The organism is uncultured Rothia sp. (genome assembly GCF_963507905.1).
Classification (GTDB): domain Bacteria; phylum Actinomycetota; class Actinomycetes; order Actinomycetales; family Micrococcaceae; genus Rothia.
In genome coordinates, this window is sequence record NZ_CAUOUU010000013.1 from 1 (window position 1) to 19,638 (window position 19,638).

A 19,638-nucleotide genomic window follows, 5' to 3' on the forward strand; every position below is an offset into this window, starting at 1 on the left:
CCCTGCGACGTGTTTTAAATGATTTTTTTTATAATTGTGGGGGGGGGGGGGGGAGCTGTTTACCTCTTGAATAGGGTCTATGTGTGCTGTAAAGTAACCCACAATACGTTATACACGTGTTGCAGACTACTTGTTTTTGAGAAGTTTTCACCAATGATGGTGCGCCATCAGCTCGTCACCGGCGTAGCGAGCGAACCCCAACATGAAAGGCGGTTCCCATGTTCTTCGATATTTCTCTGATCCCGCTGGCGGTTTTGATCCTTGTGGGTCAACTGAAAAAAGCACCACCAAGGTTGCTAAACAACCCTAGCTATCAAAAGGAGAGGGAGCAGGTGCTAAAGCATCGGCGCATCCTGGATACGCTCGGCGTGGGTTTTGCTCTTGCCCTGATGATTATTCAGTGGGGTAACCCCGCGTTATCGCTTGCCTTTCGGGCGTGCGTTATTTGGTTGATTCCCAGCCAGCTGTATGATCTCTGGCAGAAGTTCAATGTGTCGCGTGGGGTACTCTTCGCGTGTGCTATCGCGCTGATTGTTATTGAGTTTGGGTTGGCGCTCCTACCCTAACCTGAGCCGTATAACAGTTGTGGCGGTGACCGAATAACGGTCACCGCCACAACTATTTTTAAACAGACTCAGATTAGACGGGGTTCGATTAGACAGGGTTGTCGGGGCTGGGCAGGGTTACCACCTCAGACCAGCGAGTATCCTTAGCGGCCGCACGGTTCGCGTCGCTCTTCTGCTTCACATCGGCGGGTGCCTGCTGCGCCCACGCCTCAAAAGCAACAATGTAGTTCTCGGGGTAGTTTGCCGCGAGCAGCTCCTGTCGGGTCGGGAAGTACTCCTTGCCCTCTCGAATATCGACATAGTTGCTTGCCTTGTAGGGGTCGGCGCTCTGGATGTCAGTGCGCGGGCCGGAGGCTACCTTTCCGCTTGCCACGTTATTGTCATCGATAGCGCGTACCCATGCCGCAGCGTAGGTGTGATCGGCCTTGTTCTTCTCGTACAGTGCCAGGCACTCGGATCCTGCTGATTCAGCTTCGGCGCGGGTGGGGAAGTTCGCCTGGTTGCGCACAACATGCCGTGCAGATACATAGGAAGGGAGCGCAGTACCGCGGTCGGCGCTGATGGCTTCCTGCTGCTTGAGGGTTTGAGCTTTCGCGGTTTCGTCAGGTTCAAGACAGGGGGTGGAGCTCTTCTTCGCCGCGGAAGAGGAGGCGGACCCGGTGGAGCTTGCTGCTGACGGGGAGGAAGCCACGGTCGTATTCGAGGGTGCCGGAGTGCTGGATGCCGTGCTGGTGGAGCTGCCGCAGGAAGCAAGAAGCATGGGAAGAATCGCCAACGCGGCACCGCGTCGTAGACCGCTGGAACGGAGCGAAAGAAAAACAGGGGTGTGGGTCATGAGACCACCTCACAAGAGGGATGGAACGATATATTGCGTCTAAACATACCCAAATATTTGATACATGGTCAATGGAAAATACCATCTTAGTTTAAAACCAACACTCTAGACGCAAGATGTGCAACCCAGTAGTCTTAAAGTTCTGACCTGCTTAAACATGAGGTAGACGGGGTAAGAGTGCGGAGGGTTTGCAGGTCGCCTACTTGTCTTAGCATTGGCTTCGGGGCTTAGTGGATAAGAAAAACAATATTGAGGCTATGCGTTCGGTGTTCCGCTACTAGCTTTTTATGCTACTGAAAGGAAATGGCATCATGAATTCTACTTATAAAATGTTCGCCGTAAATGAGAAAATAATTTTGTATATCTTATTTCTCATTGTATTGCAATTTTTCTATATTTTCCCAACTGCCCTGTATGCAGATTTCTATAGATTTGTATCGCCATGTGATAGGTGGCAAAGTGCATATTTCGACTATATACCCTTCTTTGTGGTGGGAGTTGTATCAGCTAGCTTATGGCAGACTTTTAGTATGTGGCTGGGTGTAAAGCTTCGTATAGGAATTTTTTGGATCGCATCGCTATATTTAGTTTTTAAAATGTATGGGACTTATGAAATTTTAAAAGGCAATATCTTAAGTTCATGTAAAGTCCCTACAGAATATATGCATGGAATATTGTGGCCATATGATCTACAGGCATTCATTCTCTGGGGTCCCGATATTATCTCATGCGTTATTTTTATAGCAGTTTTTATTGCATGTTCTAAGCGTAGCTACTGGGTGCCAACCCTCGCAGCTATAGCCGCATTTGTTGTGCAGTGCGTCATCTTGGTACTGCTCTGGGAATACGTTAGGGGACTTATCTATTTCCTCCTGCAGTAGCGTTGGGCCGTTGAGGTGCAGGCTTTTACGGAGTTCGAGGTTGCATAAAGGGCGCTCCAACCGTGCCCCTCTGGATATGTTGGCTTCTGCTGATTATCGGGCAAATAACAATATCTGATGCTGGTGTCTTTGTGCCGTATTTGCTTCAAGAGCCCGGTTGCTTCCGTGTTTGCACAAGTCAAGACGCTGAACAAGCTTGTCCGTCGATTTTCTTTCGAGCTGTTGGATTTTAAAAAATAAACATAATTTTCTCTTGACCACGTATCAAAACCGCCCGTATAGTGAGGGTCAATTCGGTATGTTCCAGCCCACAATGAGGTGACATTATGGCCCTGAATTCTAGGACCCCCAACCCCCGCTATAACGCACTGCGATACGGCGCCGCTCTCTTAACCCTGCCCCTGTTCCTTGCCGCCTGCGGTAGCGCGAACACAGCGGCAAGCAGCACCTCCTCGCCCTCCACTGCGAGCGCCTCAGCAACGGCAAGCACCACGCCGCACATCAGCTGCTCCTCATACTCCGCTGAAGATCTCGCATCAGCAGAAGCCGCTAAACCCGTCCCGCGCACCGATGAACAATACCCCGCGTACATCGAGTACCGGCACATCCTCGGAGACGGCGGCCACATCATTGAGCCCAGCGAAATCGACAGCAAGTGCCACGCCGCACTCAAAGCAGGGCGGAGCACCCTCCCCGAATACGTTCAAAACGTCGATGCCTACAACGCTCAGCCCAGCGTCGGAGTAACCGACCCCTTCGCTGGCAGCGAGTACCGAGACATCAAGAACCGCAACGAATTCATCCCCCACTGCGCAGACCTGGAAGAAGCCGCCTACCTCGAGATGATTATCCGTCTCTACGAAAAGTGGTACGAGGCAGCCCCCGCAGACATCAAGACGCTCAGCGATGCGAACCGTGCACGATTCCTCGCCACGAGCGCCTACCAGCAGTGGAAGGCCCAGCCCCAAACGCCCAGCAGCTCCCGCGCATAAACCCGCTCAAAAACAGTTGTGGCGGTGACCGAACAACGGCCACCGCCACAACTCTTTAACGGGTCTACAACGAGCCTCGGGGGAGGGGCTACTTGCCCTTCACCTCACGCGCCAGAGCCAACAGCTCCTCATGCACGGTCGTATCGCCCGTCACCTCCGGGTGGAAAGAAATACCAATCAGGTTGCCCGAACGCACACCCACAATCTTCCCCTCATGACGAGCCGTCACCTGCACACCCTCACCAGTACCGGTCACAATCGGCGCACGAATAAACGCCGTATCAATAACCACCTCATCACCGGCAGGAGTCAGCCACGGCAGACGCACCTCCGCAGAATCAACCTGCGAACCAAACGCGTTACGACCCACCGAAACATCCAGGACACCCAGCGACTGCTGACCCGGCGCCGGATCATCAATATGCTTCGACAGCATAATCAGGCCCGCACACGTACCCAGGGTCGGCAGGCCCGAAGAAATCGCCTCAATCAGCGGCTCACGCACACCAAAAATACGGGTCAGACGGTCAATCGTCGACGACTCACCACCCGGCAGAACCAGCGCATCCAGACCCTCAAGCTGCTCACCGGTACGCACCCAACGCACCTGCGCGCCCAGGGACTCCAGCATCAACGCGTGCTCACGCACACCGCCCTGCAGCGCCAAAACACCAACCGTCAAACCCTCACCCGGCAAAACACCGGTAGGCTGAACCTTCTCAACCATCACCGCTCCCTTCACAAAACAACAAAACAAGAAGGGGTGGGACCCGCCTCAGCGAACCCCACCCCCTCATCAAACACTCATCCCGCATACGGGGTGCGCGCACGAATTACCAGCCGCGCTCCGCCAGGCGGTGCGGTGCCGGAATGTCAGCAACGTTAATGCCGACCATAGCCTCACCCAGGCCGCGAGAAGCCTCAGCGACCTTCTCCGGGTCGTTGTAGAACGCGGTAGCCTTCACGATAGCCTTCGCGCGAGCAACCGGGTCGCCCGACTTGAAGATACCGGAGCCAACGAACACGCCGTCAGCACCCAGCTGCATCATCATCGCAGCGTCAGCGGGGGTAGCCACGCCACCGGCGGTGAACATGACGACGGGCAGCTTGCCGGTCTGAGCAACCTCAAGAACCAGCTCGTACGGTGCGGCCAGTTCCTTAGCCTTCACGTACAGCTCGTCAGGCATGGTGTTGTACAGGCCCTGCAGCTCAGCAATCTGACGCTTAATGGTGCGGATGTGCTTGGTCGCCTCAGAGACGTCACCGGTGCCAGCCTCGCCCTTCGAGCGAATCATAGCGGCACCCTCGGTGATACGGCGCAGAGCCTCACCCAGGTTGGTAGCACCGCACACGAACGGAACCTTGAACTGGTGCTTGTCAATGTGGTTGACGTAGTCGGCGGGGGAGAGAACCTCGGACTCGTCAATGTAGTCGACCTTCAGGGTCTCCAGAATCTGAGCCTCAACGAAGTGGCCGATGCGTGCCTTCGCCATGACCGGGATCGAAACAGCATCAATGATGCCCTCAATCATGTCCGGGTCAGACATACGAGCCACGCCGCCCTGCGCACGAATATCCGCGGGAACGCGCTCGAGAGCCATGACGGCAACAGCGCCAGCATCTTCAGCGATCTTAGCCTGTTCGGGGGTGACGACGTCCATAATGACGCCGCCCTTGAGCATGTCGGCCAGGCCGCGCTTAACAAGCGGGCTGCCGGTTACGGTGTTGTTATCAGTCATGACCTTATCTTCTCACGTTCTGAGTGTTCGCGCGCACTCACGGGGTCGGATTTTCTGTTCTCTGACACAGTACGACCCCAAGTTCACGTCAGAATGACACAAAACGTCATGAAAGGTAACCGCACCCAGCGACTAGACAGCCCCCGCCAGCGAGCGCCGGGAATAAAACTGCAGGGAATAAAACCGCGGGTGTACTCTTTAAACCCCTGAAGTACACCGGAGACCCCCAGCAGAGGAACAGCATGCTTGAATCCCTCATCGCGCTCTCACTAGCCATCCTGGTGGGAACCATCATTGCGCACAAGACGCATATCACTCCCGCCATTGTGCTGATATTCATTGGCCTGGCTATCGGCATTATGCCCGCCCACGAACTGCACGAAGTTCAGAGTATCGGCCTGCCGCCGCACGTCATCCTCGAAATCTTCCTGCCCGTGATGCTGTTCTGGGAGACCCGAAACACCTCCTGGCGTGAGGCGCGCGCTCGTCTGCGCGGCATTCTGCTCTCGGGCACGGTGCTCGTAATTTTCACGGCGTTCGTTATCGCCTGGGTGCTTCACACATTTATGGGCGTCTACCTGTGGCATGTGGCGCTGATTATCGGTGTGGCGCTCGCCCCCACCGATGCTGTGGCCGTGGCAACGCTCAACGGCAAACTCCCCAAATCTTCCATCACCACCCTTAAAGCGGAAGCACTCATTAACGACGGCACCACCCTAGTTCTTTTCGCACTCGCCCTGCAGCTTGCGGGTGGTCATGAACTTACCCTGGGGACTGCATCCGGAATGTTCTTCTTCTCGTTCCTGATTGGAACTCTCGTTGGCCTGGCCGTCGGATGGGGTGCAGATAAGCTGCGTGCGCACATCGGCAACCCCATGAACTTCAGCGTGTTCATGTTTACCGTGCCGTTTATTGCTTTCTTGCTCTCTGAAGAGATCGAGCCTTTTGAGGGCATGAAAGGTTCCGGAGTGGTGGCTGTGGTGGTCGCCGCTTTCTACCTGACCTATCGCGGACCGGATACCATCAAACCCCAAAACCGTTTCTACGGTCTGCCCATCTGGTCGTTTGTCTCCTATGTCATGAACGGTGCGCTCTTCGTGCTCGTGGGTGTTCAGCTGCCCAGCGCCACAGCGCCTGTGGATGATGTTCTTCGTGAATACAACTATGCGTGGGCTTTGACGTTCGCCGTGATTGTGGTGGCATGGCTTGTTTCCATTGCGGCGCGTTTTATTTTCCTGCACGTCTCGATCGGTATTATTCGTGCCCTTGACCGTTCAGAAAAGCAGAAGCAGCTGCGCACAACTTTCCGTGGCCGTGTAGTGAGTACCTTTGCGGGACTGCGCGGCGGTGTTTCCCTCGCGGTGGCTCTCTCCGTGCCGACTGATGTTCCCGCGCGTGACTTTATTATCTTTGTTGTTGCGGGCGTGGTTCTGCTGTCGATGGTGGTTCAGGGGATGCTCCTGCCGCTCGTTATTAGGTGGGCGAAAATTCCGGTTGATACCACCGAAGAAGATGAGATTAATGAAGCAGTGCGCACGATCATTGCCGAGTCCTTCGACTCTGTGGCTGAGATTGGCCAGGAAATTGGTGCACCACAGTGGATTATCGACCGCGTTGCCGATGAACAGATGTACAACGCGAGTATACACCGCAACCTGCACACTGTTCGTAAAGACGGTGCGAATGCGCCGGAAGAAGCCCGCCGCATTATTGAAGCGGGCGACCTTGAGAAAGAGCTGCGTCTGCGGCATTTGGAGAAGCAACGCAGCGTGCTCAAGCGCCTGCGTAATGAGCGCACAATCGACACGAATGTGCTCCACGCGATTCAGGAAATCCTGGATATTGAGGAGGCTCGCGTGCTTGGTCCGGTTGAGCTCGAATAGCTCACGCTCCTACATGCGATACGTATGAGGCGAGGCGCCCCACCCCTAATAGCGGGGGAGGGGCGCCTCGCCACTTTTTATATCTAAACCTCTAGACCCGCCACCACGTGAAAACGGTACAATACACTAGCCCGTTTTTTGCGCGGACCACACTTTATCCCGCGTCATTCACCGCGCACCGGATACAACACAGACCAGAACCACAGGAATCTATGACACCTCAGCAGACTGAAAACACCGCGCCCAAAAACGGCGCCTTCGAAAACACCGCGCCCGCCGCAGGACACGGTCCGCACGGTCCCCACGGCCCGCACGGCGCAAGCGAAGACCCGCAGAACATCTACCTGCTCAAAGACGCCCCCATCCTTAAGGCGCTCCTCTCCCTCGGCGTGCCCATGGCACTCGGCCTCGCCATCACCAGCATCTACAACGTGGTGAACTCCTACTTCGTCGGCCACTACGGCGGCACCGAAGACCTCGCCGCTACCAGCTACGGCGTGCCCGTCTTCGGCGTCATCATGGCAATCGCAGGCCTGTTCGGCCTGGGCTCCTCAACCCTCGCCTCCCGCAAGCTCGGTGAAGGCCAGCCCGCCCACGAAATTCACCGCGTCACCTCCTTCGCCCTCTACTCGGCGCTCGGTGCCGGTATCGTCGCGGCCGCTATCGGCTTCATCCTCGCTGACCCGATCACCAGCATCATGGGTGCATCCGGCGGCTCCTACGAACCGACCCGCATCTACGTGCACCTCATGTTCCTCGGCGCGCCCCTCGCTATCGGCATGTTCACCCTCGAACAGCTCGTCCGATCCGAAGGCTACGCCAAACAGTCCATGTACGGCATTATCGTCGGCACCGTCGTCACCTGCATCTTCGACGTGCTGTTCATCGCCATCATGGGCATGGGCGTCGCCGGTGCCGGTTGGGCAATGTTGCTGGCGAACGGCGCATCCATGCTGTACTACCTGCTGTTCCTGATGCGTCAGAGCGAGAACTTCTCCGCGAACATCCGCGACTTCTCCCTCGACCCCGCCATCATCAAGCCCGTGGTTGCGGTCGGTGCCGCCGAGCTCATTCAGAGCCTCAACCTGATCTTCGCCGCCCTGCTGCTGAACAACCTCGCCGCCTCCTACGGTGACGACACCGTCGCGGCGTTCGGCCTGGCAATGCGCCTGAACATGGTGCCCGAAATGCTGTGCATGGGCCTGTGCATGGGCGGTATCCCGCTGTACGCCTACGCGTACGGTGCCCGCAACGGCGCCCGCGTGAAGGAGGCGCTGCGCACCGCAACGATCCTGTCCGTGGCGACCTCTGCGATCATCACCATTCCGGTGCTGATTTTCCGCCGTGAACTGCTCGCCGTGGTTGGCGATGCAAGCCTCATCGATACCGGCGAAGAGGTCATGATCGCGCTCATGCTCGCCGCCGTGTTCAACGCGGTCAGCATCGTGTTTGTGTCTTGGTTCCAGGCGTCCGGTAAGGGCGGCCCGGCAATGCTGATGACCATCGGTATTGCGTTGCTGTTCTTCCCCGCCGTGTACTTCGGCAACATGTGGTTCGGATTTAAGGGTCTGACCTGGGCGTTCCCCTTCACCCAGGTGCTCGCCTGCGCGCTGGGCCTGGTGCTGTTCCTCGCCACGGGTGGCGCGAAGGTACCGCCCGCTGAAGCTGAGGTTGAGACTGAAGGTTCTGAGGATTCGGACGTTCAGGATGCTCAGGTTTCTGGCGCACAGCCCGAACAGAAGGCATAGTCCTCGGTCTGCAAAAGCATAGTAAAAGCCCCGAACTCCTACCAAGGGAGTTTGGGGCTTTTACGTTAGGTCATTTGCCGGTTGAGGCGCTAGTTCTTCCACCAGGAATCAAAAATCGTCACCGGAGTAGTACGCTTATGGCGGCTACGCAGGTAAATCTGCTCCAGCTTCGCAGCTGCCGCCTCGTCGATTTCCTTACCCTCCAGGTAGTCATCAATCTGCGGGTAGGTCAGACCCAGCTCATCCTCATCGGTACGGCCGGGCACACCGTCCAGCAGATCAGCCGTCGGCGGCTTAGCCCACAGACGCTCAGACGCACCCAAAACACGCAGCAACAGCTGGTTCTGGCGCTTATTCAGGCCGTACAGCGGCAGCAGGTCCGCGCCGCCGTCACCGAACTTCGTGAAGAAACCCGTAATGGACTCCGCCGCGTGGTCGGTACCGACCACCAGGTAGCCGGGGTCGCCAGCAATCGCGTATTGGGCAATCATGCGGGCGCGCGCCTTCACGTTGCCCTTGTTGAAGTCGCTGATCTGCTCGCCGGTCGCGGCAGTGTAGGCGCTGTCGAAACCGTCGACGGCTTCGGCAATGTTAAAGGTCAGGGAGCGGGTGGGCTGGATGAAACGCAGCGCCTCCTGCGCGTCTTCTTCGTCGTGCTGCACACGGTAGGGCAGGCGCACCGCCACGAACTCGGTGGTGCGGCCGCGCTCGTTGAGGCGGTCCACCGCCAGCTGGCAGAGGCGACCCGCCAGGGTGGAGTCGATGCCGCCGCTGATGCCCAGTACCAGGCCGCGGCTTCCGGTGGCTTCCAGGTAGTCGCAGATGAACTGGATGCGGCGCTCCACTTCTTCGCGTGCCTGCTCTTCGGTCATGTTGGGCTTGACGCCCATTTCACGGATGATCTGTGCCTGTAATTCACGCATGACTTAAGTGTACGCTCCACCTTATAGCCCGTGCGGTGAACCGCCGAGGGAGGCGAGGTAGTGTTCCACACGGTGCGTTCAGCGCGGCGTACGCGGCGGGTTCAGTATCGTTTCAGCCCTGAAAATACACAGCATACTCACCGGTAAAAACCCTGTGCGACAACCCGTGCGGCTGTTAGCATGAACATACGGTTCAAATACCGTTCAAAATAGCCGGTGATGAGGGAGAACACCCACACACCCGCTACGCCACAGAACACGTCAACCAAGGACGGTGAAGACAGCACCATGGCAAAGACAAAAACTGAACTCTACGACGAGCTCGTAGACATCGAAACCAGCCTCGAAAACCACCCGCTCACCTCGGGGAAAATAGCGGAGGCGAACATCATCGTCGAGCAGATGAAGGAGCAGGGCGCCACCCAGGAAGAAATCAATGAGGCACTCATCCGGCAGGGGCTGCCTTCCCTCGTGGAGATAGGCAAGAGTACCTTGACGCAGTCTTTCAGCCTCTGGAAGCTGAGTCACCGCAAGTTAAAGGTGGAAGCCGCCATTGAGAAGCTCAACCGTAAAGAAGCCCGCCAGCGCTAACTAGGCCGCCTCGGGCAGGGCGAGGCAAGCAAATACCCCCGGCAGATGCGTACGGCATCCACCGGGGGTATTTCTTATAAAAGCACAGTGTTTTCGTGCCCTTGGAAGTGGAAACGTACTCACTCGAGACTAGAAGTAAGATGCGAATGAACGTATTGAGTGAACTCTTCAACGCTACAGTCATGAGTGACTAATCCGATGATTTTGTTATACAGATGAGTAGAGTCATCTACTAAATAGAGACCGTGACACTCTAGAAGGGCACCAAGGAGCGCAACCGCTACACGCTTATTGCCGTCAACAAAAGGATGTTGACGAATAATCTCTGCACAGAGATGAACGGCCTTATCTACAATGTGCGGATATAGCTCTTCTCCACCAAAAGTTTGGTAAGGGCTCTGAAGAATTCCTTCGAGAATATCAAGGTCTCGAACGCCTGCAGACCCTCCAAAGCGGTTGATAAGCAACTGGTGGATAGCTAAAGCAGTATCAACGGAGATATGTGCAGAGGACATCACTGGCTCAGACGTTCAAAGACGCTTTCGTAACGGTCAATGAAGCTAGTCGCTGCCCCTAAAATCTTCTCCTGATCGATAGTTTCAGAAGAAGTCTTCGCTACGGCTTCTTTGTTATCAGAAGTGGAATCTACTCCCAGAGGAACAATCTTGAAAGCAGGCTGATTGCGCTTAAATACAGTGATTTCTTCACCTTCCTGAATGACCTGATTAGTCACGGAAGTGAGGTTGGCACGTAGTTCAGAAAATCCAACGGTGAGCATAGTATCTTTCCTTTGTACTATTTCTTGTACAAATTTTAGCACTATATCTACTGATGAAGTCAGCCCACAGAAAAGGCCGTGCCGGGGCAGAAAACTCCACCCCGACACGGCCCTCACATCCGCATCCGACTAGCGGTTATTCAGCACGCGCACGTTGTAGCGGTGCAAGAACGCCGCCATCGCGCCACGCTCAATCGGCTGAACCGGACGGAACGAACCATCAGCCCAACCAGTCGTAATACGCTGCTCAGCCAACCACGAAATCTCACGATAGAACTGGCTACCGGCCGACACGTCACTAAACGGCGACGCCACCGGAGCAGAATACGCCGGTGAACCCGCAAAACGGTAGAAGAACGCCGCCATAGCATCACGATTCACCGCAGCATTCGGACGGAACGTACCATCCGACCAGCCGGTCGTAATACCGCGGGCACGCATCCACTCAATCTCCTTGAAGAACGGGTGATCACGCGGCACATCCTTAAAGCTCGGGGTGCTCGGCGCAGTGAACTGCGGCGAACCCGCCATACGGTAGAAGAACGCCGCCATCGCGCCGCGCTCCACCGAACCGTTCGGGCGGAACGTGCCGTCAGGGTAGCCGGTCGTAATACGACGCTGAGCCAGCCAGTTAATGTCATTCACGAACGGGTAATCCGCCGGAACATCCTTGAAGTGCGCGCTCGCGGCGGTATCCTCAGAGTTCGACGAGACACGCAGAACCTGCGCACGCTCACCCGCAGCTCCATTCACGCCGGACAGGTCGCCGGTCGCATTGTGCATGTGCAGGAACAGCGCAGAAACGTTCTTCGCGTCGCCGTTACGGTGCGCCACCAGCTGAGTCTCCGGTGCATCCACGAACAGGTTCGGCACGCCCGCCGAATCGCCGCTGAACCACAGCTTCGGCGTCGCATAGTTGAACACCACCGAATCAGTCGTATCAACCACGGTCGTAGCGGAGAACGCACTAGAAGTGGTCACCGAGTACGAAATCTCGGTGGATTCGGCGTTCGGGTCCAGACCCAGAACGCTCAGCGGAACAGTCATCACCAGGGTGTTCGAATCCATGATGTTGGTGTCCGTATCACCCCAGGTGCCGTTCAGCGGGTACAGGGCGTTCTCAATTGCCACCCACTTGCCGTTGCTGCGCTTAGAAACCTTCACCAGCGGGTAGTCCAGGCCCTTCTCACGCACCGTCTGCAGGCGGTAGTCGCTCGTGCCGTCCTTGTTGGTATCAACGAACACGTAGTAGGAGCCGCGCGGGGTCACCTCCTGCCAGTTACCCCAGGTGGAAATACCGAAGGACAGGCGCGCATCGGAGGTGTCCTTGCCGGCAGCCTTCAACTCAGCCACGTTCGAGGCGGCACCCACGTACTGCAGGTCCATGCGGGAATCCGAGCCGACACCCAGCTTCGCGGTGGGGATGCGCGGGCTCGAAGCGCCCAGCTCAAAGGCACCCAGCAGGGAGCGGTAACCGCCCTGATCCACTGCGGTTCCCTGCAGGGTCAGAGTCTGCTCAGTCGCGCCGGAGCCCTCCGCGTCGAAGGCGATATCGGAGCCAGCCACACGCATCGCGGAGACAGGCTTCGGTGCCACGTGCAGGGGCATGCGCAGGGTCTTCACCGCAGCCGAGGAGTCAGCATCGGTCAGAATCAGGCGGCCCGAAGCGCTCGCAATGTACTGGCGGGCGCCCGAAATGGTCACCGTACCGGTCGAGTAGTTCACCGAATCCTGGTTCGGGTACATGGACGGGTCGCGGGTCTTCTCCAGCTTCGACGGGTCAATGCGCACCGTCACGGTGAACGTTGCCTTCTGGCCGGCACCCACAGACACGGACTGCGGGTAGGAGAACTCCACACCCGGGATGCTCGTGCTGCCCTCATAGTTCAGGGTGTAGGTGTGCGCCACCGAGTCGGTGTTCTCGACGCTCACGCGGTGCTGCAGGGTCTGCACACCGGCGTTCGGGGTGTACTCGAGCACGCCGAAAGTGTCCGAAACCTGTTCGGGGCGTGCCGCGTTGAACAGCATGACGCGGTCAGCCACCGCCGCACGCGTGTTAATGCGGCCGGTACCCACACGGTCCACCGCGTAGGGGTTGCCCCAGGCGTCCTGCATGTGGTGGTCGGCGGTGTTCATGATGGCGGTCTTAATCATGCGCGGACCGTACTCCGGGTGCGCCTGCATGATCAGCGCCGCAACACCGGCAACAAAGGGCGTGGACATGGACGTACCGGTCTTCACGCTCGAACCGGTACCGCTACCAACCTCGATGGAGGAAATGTTCGTGCCCGGTGCCGCAACATCCGGCTTGGTGATGCCGTGCGAACCGTGCAGACCACGCGCGGTGGAGGTGTTCGCCTGATCCAGCTTGCCGTTGGGCACGCGAATCGAGTCGCGCAGGTTCTCGCCGAGCTGCAGGGTCAGCTCACCCGAATCAATCTGCGCGGAAAGGCGGTCCACCTGGCTCTTTGACAGACGCACGCCCGGAATGGAGGAGTTACCGCCGATAGCGGTGTCACCGACCTCAGTGTTCGAGGTGAGCACCACGCCGGTCGCGCCCGCCGCCTGCAGGTTGTCGAAGCGCACCTTCGAACCGCACGGTGCGGAGCCGTCAGCGTCTGCCCAGTCGATGAGAGCCCACTTGCCCTTCAGAGCGGCGGCTTCCTCTTCGGTGAATGCTTCACAGCCGTAGCGGTTGCGGGAGGCGGCACGCACCACCGTGCCGCGCAACTGCTCCTCGGTCGCCTTTGCGTAGTCGAAGTTCACCGAGTAGTCGCCGTAGGTGTCCGCCTCGTTTGCGGGGGCAAGAATCTTCACGCGGTCCACCAGCTGGGTTGAGCCGATGGAGTTCGCCACGGTCAGGCCGTAGGCGCTGGTGCCGGGGCCGCCCGAGTTGGAGTAGGTGTCGCCCACGGCGTTGTAGTTGTTGGCGTTACCCGCCGCAACCACGGAGAGGATGCCCTCGCGGTAGAGGGAGCCGACCGCGTAGTTCACGGTCTCATCGAACACGCCGAACTCGTTACCGAGCGACAGGTTTGCGATGTCGGCGCGGTCCGAGAAGTCGCCGTCATCGTTGGGGTCAAGCACGCGGTCTAGGCCCTTGGGGACGAACGCGGTAGTGCCCTTACAACCGAAGATGCGCAGGCCAATCAGCTGGGCGTCCGGTGCGGAGCCGGGGCCGATCTTCATGTCCTTGAGCTGCTCTTCGGTGAGCTTGGAGTAGTCGCCGTGGAAGGTGCTACCGTCCGCGTTCACGCCGTAGCCTGCCGCGGTGCCCGCCACGTGGCTACCGTGGCCGCCGCAGTCGAGCGGGTTGTTATCCGGGTGGGGCGTGGAGGTTTCCTTCTTGCCGGAGTTGTAGTCGTCACCGACCAGGTCGTAGCCGCCAAGGAACTTCTTCGGATCGTAGGTGCCCTCGGGAATCGTGTCGGAAGCCTTCGCCTTCTCGAAGGCTTCCTGCGTGCCGGGGCCACCCAAATCGGCGTGCGTGTAGTCGATACCGGTATCGAGCACGACAATCTTCACGCCCTTGCCGGTGTAGCCGGTGGAGGCGGGGTTCGCCGGGCTCTTCGCCCACACGGAGAGCGTGTCCGTATCAATGAGGGTGCCGCTGTTCTGCGGTGCCATGTCCTCAATGATGCTGATGCGTTCCACATCGTCACGGTTCGCGAGCGCACGAATCTGCTCGACGTTACCGTAGAGCGCCACGCCGCGCATCGTGTTGTGGGTGGTGTACAGGACCTGCGCGCCGGATTCCTTCGCCGCGGAGGCGCCCTGCTGCTGCACGCTGGCGCGGATTGCCTGCACCTGTGCTTGCGCGTTGACGGGTGCCTGCGCGCGGGAGCGGACCGCGTCCGGCTGGGTCTGGGCGTATGCGCCCTGGCCCTTGAATCGGACGAACACGGCGCGTTCGCCGGTTGCGCCGTCCAGGCTGGGGGAGAGAACTTCGTTGCTGTTCTCGCCGGTGCCGGTGTCCTGGCGGGGTGCATCCCGATCTGCGCCACGTACTACGCCCGGTGCCGCGTAGGCGGCGGTACCGAACGGCAGGGCGGTCAGCCCGAGGGTGAGCCCCAGGGTGAGTGCGCCGCAACTGCGTGCCAGCTGCTTGAGGCGACCCGGCCGTGTGTGCCGGGTGGCTCGCGCGGGGGTAGCTTCAGGGAAGGTTGCCACTGAATGCTCCTTGATTCTTTTATTGATGGTGTGTTTCTTAGCGGTTTCTGCACCTGTAGCGTTGCGCGGAAGGTTGTACACCGAGAGTGCTTCGGTGCGTCTGCACTGTGTTTCCAGTGCGCCTCCAGTGTGTCCATGCGGCGTGAACGTCAAGGTTCATGCCGATGGTGAAGAAACCTTCATTTATTGTCTCAATGATTCTTTATATAACCTAGTCAGACTCGTATTACGGAACATGACGCGGAATACAAACTTACCCAACCACAGAAAAAGGGAGCCGCACCGCGCAGAAACTGCAACGGTACGGCTCCCTCGGTGAAACCTGCTGAGGTAGCACCTACAGCGGTAGAACCTTACGAAACCTAGAATTTAGGGTTCTTAGATTCTGTGCCCCTAGATTTCAGGGCTTTCCTTCAGCACACCCGTGCTGTAGCGGTACACGAACGCCGCCATAGCGTCGCGGTGTACCGGCTCCACGGGGCGGAACGAACCATCGGGCCAACCGGTGGTCACGCCCTGCTCAGCCAGCCACGAGATTTCGCGGTAGAACTGCTTGTCGGTCGGAACGTCCGTGAAACGAGCCTGCGCGGGGGCAGTGTACTCGGGCGAACCCGCGTAACGGTAGAAGAATGCAGCCATCGCGTCACGGTTCACCGAACCCTCGGGGCGGTAGGTGCCATCGGGCCAGCCGGTGGTGATGCCCTGAGCCTTCATCCACTCAATCTCCTTGTAGTAGGGGTGGTTGAGCGGAACATCCGAGAAGCTCGGGGTGGACGGTGCGGTGTACTGCGGCGAGCCGCTCATACGGTAGAAGTACGCAGCCATGGTGCCGCGGTCCATGTTGTTCAGCGGACGGAAGGTGCCGTCCTGGTAGCCGCGGTCAATCTGACGGGCAGCAATCCACGTGATTTCACGGTAGAACTGGTTATCCGCCGGAACGTCGGTGAAACGTGCATCGTGGATGGTGCGAGCCACCTTCACGACCTGCGCACGGTCGCCAGCGGCAACACCGTTAGCGGTCTTACGGCCGCTCAGGTCACCGGTCGCGTTGTGCATGTGCAGGAACAGAGCCTGACGCTCCTTGTTGTTGTTCTTGCGGTGAACGGTCAGCTGACCGCCGTCACGGTCCACGAACAGGCCGGGCACGCCCGACTCCTCACCGGTGAACCAAACACCGGGGTTGAAGGGGGAGTACTCGATAGCCGAGGTGGTGTCCACGTAGGAGTTACCCTCGTTGTGCCAGGTGTCGGTCTGTACCGTGTACTTGATGCTCTGAGCCTTCTCAGCGGTCAGGCCCAGGTCCTTCAGCGGCACACCCAGAATCATGGTGTTGGTGTCCATGATGTTGGTGTCGGTGTCGCCCCAGGCGTTGTTCAGCGGGTAGCGAGCCACCACGGTGGATGCGTTACCGGAGATGGACCAGACCTTCACCAGCGGGTAATCCAGACCCTTCTCGCGGGTCACCTCCAGAACGTAATCTGCGGCGGAGTCGTTATTCGTATCAATCTGCACCTGTACCTGACGGCCCCAGTGCATGCTATCCCAGGTGCCCCAGGTCGAAATACCGAAGAACAGAGAACCATCGTTCGGGTTCTTACCGGCAGCCTTCAACGCCGGAGCGTCCGAGGCGGCACCCACATACTGCAGGTCAACAGCCTGGTTCGACGGCAGCTTCAGCTGACCGGACGGAATACGGTCGCTGACCGCACCCAGCTCAAACGCACCCAGAAGCGAACGGTAACCACCCTGGTTCAGGGTCGTACCGCGCAGAGTCACCGTGGACTCCTTATCGGAGACGCTCTTGTAATCAATACGGGACGCATCAACGCGCATCTTCGAGACGGGCTTCGGTGCCACGTGAATCGACTGGCGGATAGCCTCGCGGCCATTCTCCGAGAAAATCAGGCGACCAGAAGCGCTCGCAATGTACTGACGCTTACCAGCAGCCAGAGTCTTACCGCTCGTCCAGTCCTGAGCAACCTGGTCGGCGCTCATCGCCGGGTCCATGGTCTTCTCCAGCTTGGACGGGTCAATACGCACGGTCACGGTTACGTTCTTACGCTCACCGGCACCCACGCTCACCTGCTGCGGGTAGGAGTACTCCACACCCGGGATGGTCGTGCTTGCCTCGTAGCTCAGAGTGTAGGTGTGAGCCTGCGAATCGGTGTTGTCCAGCACGATTTCACGCTGAACAGTCTGAATACCCGAATCGGGGGTGTACTCCAGCACACCAAACGCGGTCGAAACACGCTCGGGGGTCTTCGCATCGTACGCAATAACCTTCGCGTCCACGGCTGCGCGAGCATTCACCATGCCCGTACCCACACGATCCACCGCGTACTGCGCACCCTGCTCATTCTTAATCGGGGTGGACGCGCCGTTCATCAGCGCAGCCTTAATCATCTGCGGGTTGTAATCCTGATGCGCCTGCATCACCAGAGCGGCAATACCGGTCACATGCGGGGTCGCCATGGAGGTACCGGTGAAGGAAACACCCTTATTACCCGTGCCCACAGCGGCAGAGACAATCTCAGTACCCGGTGCCGCAAGGTCAGGCTTAATGAAGCCATCAGAACCGTGCTGACCGCGAGCGCTCGAGGAATTCAAATCAAAAGCGTGCGAGTGAGGACCGCGGCCCGAAGCCTTGTAGTCCAGGTTCATCTCAACGGTCACCGGACCGGCTGCCAGAGCCTTCTCCAGGTCCTTCGTCGAAGAAGCAGTCAGACGCAGACCCGGAATGGTCGCATTACCACCAATGCCGATCGTGTAGCGCTCAGCCTTACCGGCCATCACCACGCCAACACCGCCGGCAGCCTGAACGTTATCGAAACGCACCTTCGAACCGCACGGGAACGTCAAATCGTCCTGATCCCACTCGAAGTAAACCCACTTACCCTTCAAAGCCTTCGCCTCTTCAGCGGTGAAAGCCTCGCAAGCGTAACGGTTACGCTTCGGTGCGGCAACAACCTCGCCGCGCAGCTGATCAGCGGACGCCTTCGAATAATCGAAGTTCACCGAGTAATCACCCTGCAACCACTCCAAACCAGTCTTCGTGGTCACGCGGGCACGGTCAATCGGCTGAGTGGAGCCGTAGGCGTTCGCCACCGACAGCGCCGCAGCAGCATTCGCCGGGCTACCCGAATCGGAGTAGGTGTCACCCACACCGTTGTAGTTATTGGCGTTACCGGCAGCAGCCACAGTGAACACACCCTGGCGCGCCATCGTATTAATCATGTACGACTCAGGGTCGTCAGCCGGGGCGAACTCGCCACCGAGCGACAGGTTCACAATATCGGCGCGGTCAGAGAAATCACCGTCACCATTCGGGTCCATCACGGTATCGAGCGCCTTCATCACAACACTCGAATTGCCGTAGCAACCGAACACACGAATCGCCAAAATCTGAGCATCAGGAGCAGTACCGGGGCCAATAGACATGCCCTTCAGCTGCTCCTCCGTCAGGTTCTTGTAATCGCCACGGTAAGTCGTACCGTTCGCCGTCACACCATAACCGGCGGCAGTACCCGCCACGTGCGTGCCGTGACCGCCAGAACCGAAACCATCCGGGCGGCAATCCAGCGGGTTATTATCCGGCTGCGGAGTCGACTTCTCAGCCACCGACGCATTGTAGTCATCACCGACCAAGTCAATGCCGCCAATGAACTTATTACGATCAATCAGACCCGAATCAGCGGACGGAAGCTCCGTCATCGCCTTAGCCTTCAGGTACGAATCCACCGTACCGGGGCCACCAAAATCAGCGTGCGTATAGTCAACACCGGAGTCAACAACCGCAATCTTCACGCCCTTACCCGTGTACCCCGTATTCTCACGAGTCCACGTGGCAAGAGTCTTCGTATCAATCTCGCTACCGGAGTTCATACGCTCCTTCGCGATAATCGGCGAAATACGCTCCACATCCGGGCGCTCCGCCAACGCACGAATCTGCGCAGCATCACCAGTAATCGCCGCACCACGCATCGCATTATGCGTGGTGTACATCAGCTTCGCGCCAGAAGCAGCCGCCACAGACTGAGCCTGCGACTGCACCTGGGCTGCAATAGCCTGCACCTGCGCCTGACGGTTCGCCGGCGCCTCCTTACGTGCCAGAACAGCCGCGGACTGGGTCTGCTCATACGCGCCCTTGCCCTTGAACTGCACATACACGGTGATTTGGCCTTCAGCCTTCTGCAGGCCCGGGCTGATACGCGAGGCAGCGTCACCGGATGCGCTCGCAGTGCTTCCTTCGACCTGCTGGGGGCTCTGAGCGTGAGCTGCAGAGAAAGTGGCGGGAACGCCGAGAGTAAGGGCAAGAGCCGCACTCAAACCGGTCGCACCGACAGCCTTCATTCTGCGGCGTGGCGCATGAGGCGTTGTCATGGAATCCTCCTTCGGATTTTCTGTTTTTCGATAGTGCTGTGTGCTCTGTGGTTATGTATCGGTGATGTGCGGAGGCGGCCCCACCGGCAGACGACGAGTGAGTGCATCCGCCGGTGAAACCGCCACCAAAACTTGAGAGGTTCCGGGGTCTT

14 protein-coding genes are annotated in these 19,638 nt (G+C 58.3%); 6 read left to right on the forward strand and 8 right to left on the reverse strand.

What is annotated here, in order from left to right:
- Nucleotides 1-218 precede the first annotated feature (218 nt).
- Entirely contained in the window at nt 219-566 is a 348-nt protein-coding gene (locus RQ593_RS07905; RefSeq protein ID WP_311450262.1) for a hypothetical protein, read from the forward strand.
- A gap of 88 nt (nt 567-654) precedes the next feature.
- On the opposite strand, the gene RQ593_RS07910 is transcribed toward RQ593_RS07905, so the two are convergent.
- A complete protein-coding gene (locus tag RQ593_RS07910) occupies nt 655-1,401 on the reverse strand; it encodes a hypothetical protein (protein ID WP_070541689.1) in 747 nt (248 codons plus the stop codon).
- A gap of 311 nt (nt 1,402-1,712) precedes the next feature.
- Between RQ593_RS07910 and RQ593_RS07915 the strand changes: the two genes are divergently transcribed.
- The gene (locus tag RQ593_RS07915) at nt 1,713-2,282 is read left to right on the forward strand and encodes a hypothetical protein (protein WP_044143532.1); all 570 of its coding nucleotides are present in this window, start codon (nt 1,713-1,715) and stop codon (nt 2,280-2,282) included.
- A gap of 326 nt (nt 2,283-2,608) precedes the next feature.
- Nucleotides 2,609-3,274 (forward strand): hypothetical protein, encoded by a 666-nt coding sequence (locus tag RQ593_RS07920; RefSeq protein ID WP_311450263.1) that lies wholly within the window; start codon nt 2,609-2,611, stop codon nt 3,272-3,274.
- 88 nt (nt 3,275-3,362) lie between these two features.
- On the opposite strand, the gene pdxT is transcribed toward RQ593_RS07920, so the two are convergent.
- A complete protein-coding gene (gene pdxT / locus RQ593_RS07925; protein ID WP_311450264.1) occupies nt 3,363-4,001 on the reverse strand; it encodes a pyridoxal 5'-phosphate synthase glutaminase subunit PdxT in 639 nt (212 codons plus the stop codon).
- A gap of 106 nt (nt 4,002-4,107) precedes the next feature.
- Nucleotides 4,108-5,013 (reverse strand): pyridoxal 5'-phosphate synthase lyase subunit PdxS, encoded by a 906-nt coding sequence (pdxS, locus tag RQ593_RS07930; RefSeq protein WP_049333865.1) that lies wholly within the window; start codon nt 5,011-5,013, stop codon nt 4,108-4,110.
- A gap of 242 nt (nt 5,014-5,255) precedes the next feature.
- On the opposite strand from pdxS, the gene RQ593_RS07935 reads away from it, so the two are divergent.
- Together RQ593_RS07935 and RQ593_RS07940 are read left to right on the forward strand one after the other, a co-directional pair.
- Nucleotides 5,256-6,896 carry a Na+/H+ antiporter gene (locus RQ593_RS07935; protein ID WP_311450265.1) on the forward strand — a complete coding sequence of 547 codons (1,641 nt, stop codon included), beginning with the start codon at nt 5,256-5,258 and terminating at the stop codon, nt 6,894-6,896.
- A gap of 212 nt (nt 6,897-7,108) precedes the next feature.
- Entirely contained in the window at nt 7,109-8,644 is a 1,536-nt protein-coding gene (locus tag RQ593_RS07940; RefSeq protein WP_311450266.1) for an MATE family efflux transporter, read from the forward strand.
- An 89-nt stretch (nt 8,645-8,733) separates the two neighbouring features.
- Here RQ593_RS07940 and nadE read toward each other — a convergent pair whose 3' ends face one another.
- Entirely contained in the window at nt 8,734-9,567 is an 834-nt protein-coding gene (gene nadE, locus RQ593_RS07945) for an ammonia-dependent NAD(+) synthetase (RefSeq protein ID WP_311450267.1), read from the reverse strand.
- 288 nt (nt 9,568-9,855) lie between these two features.
- Between nadE and RQ593_RS07950 the strand changes: the two genes are divergently transcribed.
- Nucleotides 9,856-10,158 carry a recombinase gene (locus tag RQ593_RS07950; protein ID WP_294642651.1) on the forward strand — a complete coding sequence of 101 codons (303 nt, stop codon included), beginning with the start codon at nt 9,856-9,858 and terminating at the stop codon, nt 10,156-10,158.
- 119 nt (nt 10,159-10,277) lie between these two features.
- On the opposite strand, the gene RQ593_RS07955 is transcribed toward RQ593_RS07950, so the two are convergent.
- From RQ593_RS07955 to RQ593_RS07970, 4 genes are all read right to left on the reverse strand, one after another.
- On the reverse strand, nt 10,278-10,673 hold the full coding sequence (locus RQ593_RS07955; protein WP_311450268.1) for a Fic family protein: 396 nt from the start codon (nt 10,671-10,673) through the stop codon (nt 10,278-10,280).
- Complete coding sequence (locus tag RQ593_RS07960; protein ID WP_049340141.1) at nt 10,673-10,936, reverse strand: type II toxin-antitoxin system Phd/YefM family antitoxin; 264 nt, start codon at nt 10,934-10,936, stop codon at nt 10,673-10,675. Before RQ593_RS07960 ends, RQ593_RS07955 begins: the two co-directional genes overlap by 1 nt.
- A 129-nt stretch (nt 10,937-11,065) precedes the next feature.
- On the reverse strand, nt 11,066-15,106 hold the full coding sequence (locus RQ593_RS07965; RefSeq protein ID WP_311450269.1) for a S8 family serine peptidase: 4,041 nt from the start codon (nt 15,104-15,106) through the stop codon (nt 11,066-11,068).
- A 393-nt stretch (nt 15,107-15,499) separates the two neighbouring features.
- Nucleotides 15,500-19,486: a S8 family serine peptidase gene (locus RQ593_RS07970; RefSeq protein WP_311450270.1), complete on the reverse strand. Its 3,987-nt coding sequence runs from the start codon at nt 19,484-19,486 to the stop codon at nt 15,500-15,502.
- Nucleotides 19,487-19,638 lie beyond the last annotated feature (152 nt).

What these genes read in the sequence shown, in the direction of transcription:
- RQ593_RS07905 (WP_311450262.1), top strand. Translation starts at nt 219, where the DNA reads ATGTTCTTCGATATTTCTCTGATCCCGCTGGCGGTTTTGATCCTTGTG.
- RQ593_RS07910 (WP_070541689.1), bottom strand. Translation starts at nt 1,401, where the DNA reads ATGACCCACACCCCTGTTTTTCTTTCGCTCCGTTCCAGCGGTCTACGA.
- RQ593_RS07915 (WP_044143532.1), top strand. Translation starts at nt 1,713, where the DNA reads ATGAATTCTACTTATAAAATGTTCGCCGTAAATGAGAAAATAATTTTG.
- RQ593_RS07920 (WP_311450263.1), top strand. Translation starts at nt 2,609, where the DNA reads ATGGCCCTGAATTCTAGGACCCCCAACCCCCGCTATAACGCACTGCGA.
- pdxT (WP_311450264.1), bottom strand. Translation starts at nt 4,001, where the DNA reads ATGGTTGAGAAGGTTCAGCCTACCGGTGTTTTGCCGGGTGAGGGTTTG.
- pdxS (WP_049333865.1), bottom strand. Translation starts at nt 5,013, where the DNA reads ATGACTGATAACAACACCGTAACCGGCAGCCCGCTTGTTAAGCGCGGC.
- RQ593_RS07935 (WP_311450265.1), top strand. Translation starts at nt 5,256, where the DNA reads ATGCTTGAATCCCTCATCGCGCTCTCACTAGCCATCCTGGTGGGAACC.
- RQ593_RS07940 (WP_311450266.1), top strand. Translation starts at nt 7,109, where the DNA reads ATGACACCTCAGCAGACTGAAAACACCGCGCCCAAAAACGGCGCCTTC.
- nadE (WP_311450267.1), bottom strand. Translation starts at nt 9,567, where the DNA reads ATGCGTGAATTACAGGCACAGATCATCCGTGAAATGGGCGTCAAGCCC.
- RQ593_RS07950 (WP_294642651.1), top strand. Translation starts at nt 9,856, where the DNA reads ATGGCAAAGACAAAAACTGAACTCTACGACGAGCTCGTAGACATCGAA.
- RQ593_RS07955 (WP_311450268.1), bottom strand. Translation starts at nt 10,673, where the DNA reads ATGTCCTCTGCACATATCTCCGTTGATACTGCTTTAGCTATCCACCAG.
- RQ593_RS07960 (WP_049340141.1), bottom strand. Translation starts at nt 10,936, where the DNA reads ATGCTCACCGTTGGATTTTCTGAACTACGTGCCAACCTCACTTCCGTG.
- RQ593_RS07970 (WP_311450270.1), bottom strand. Translation starts at nt 19,486, where the DNA reads ATGACAACGCCTCATGCGCCACGCCGCAGAATGAAGGCTGTCGGTGCG.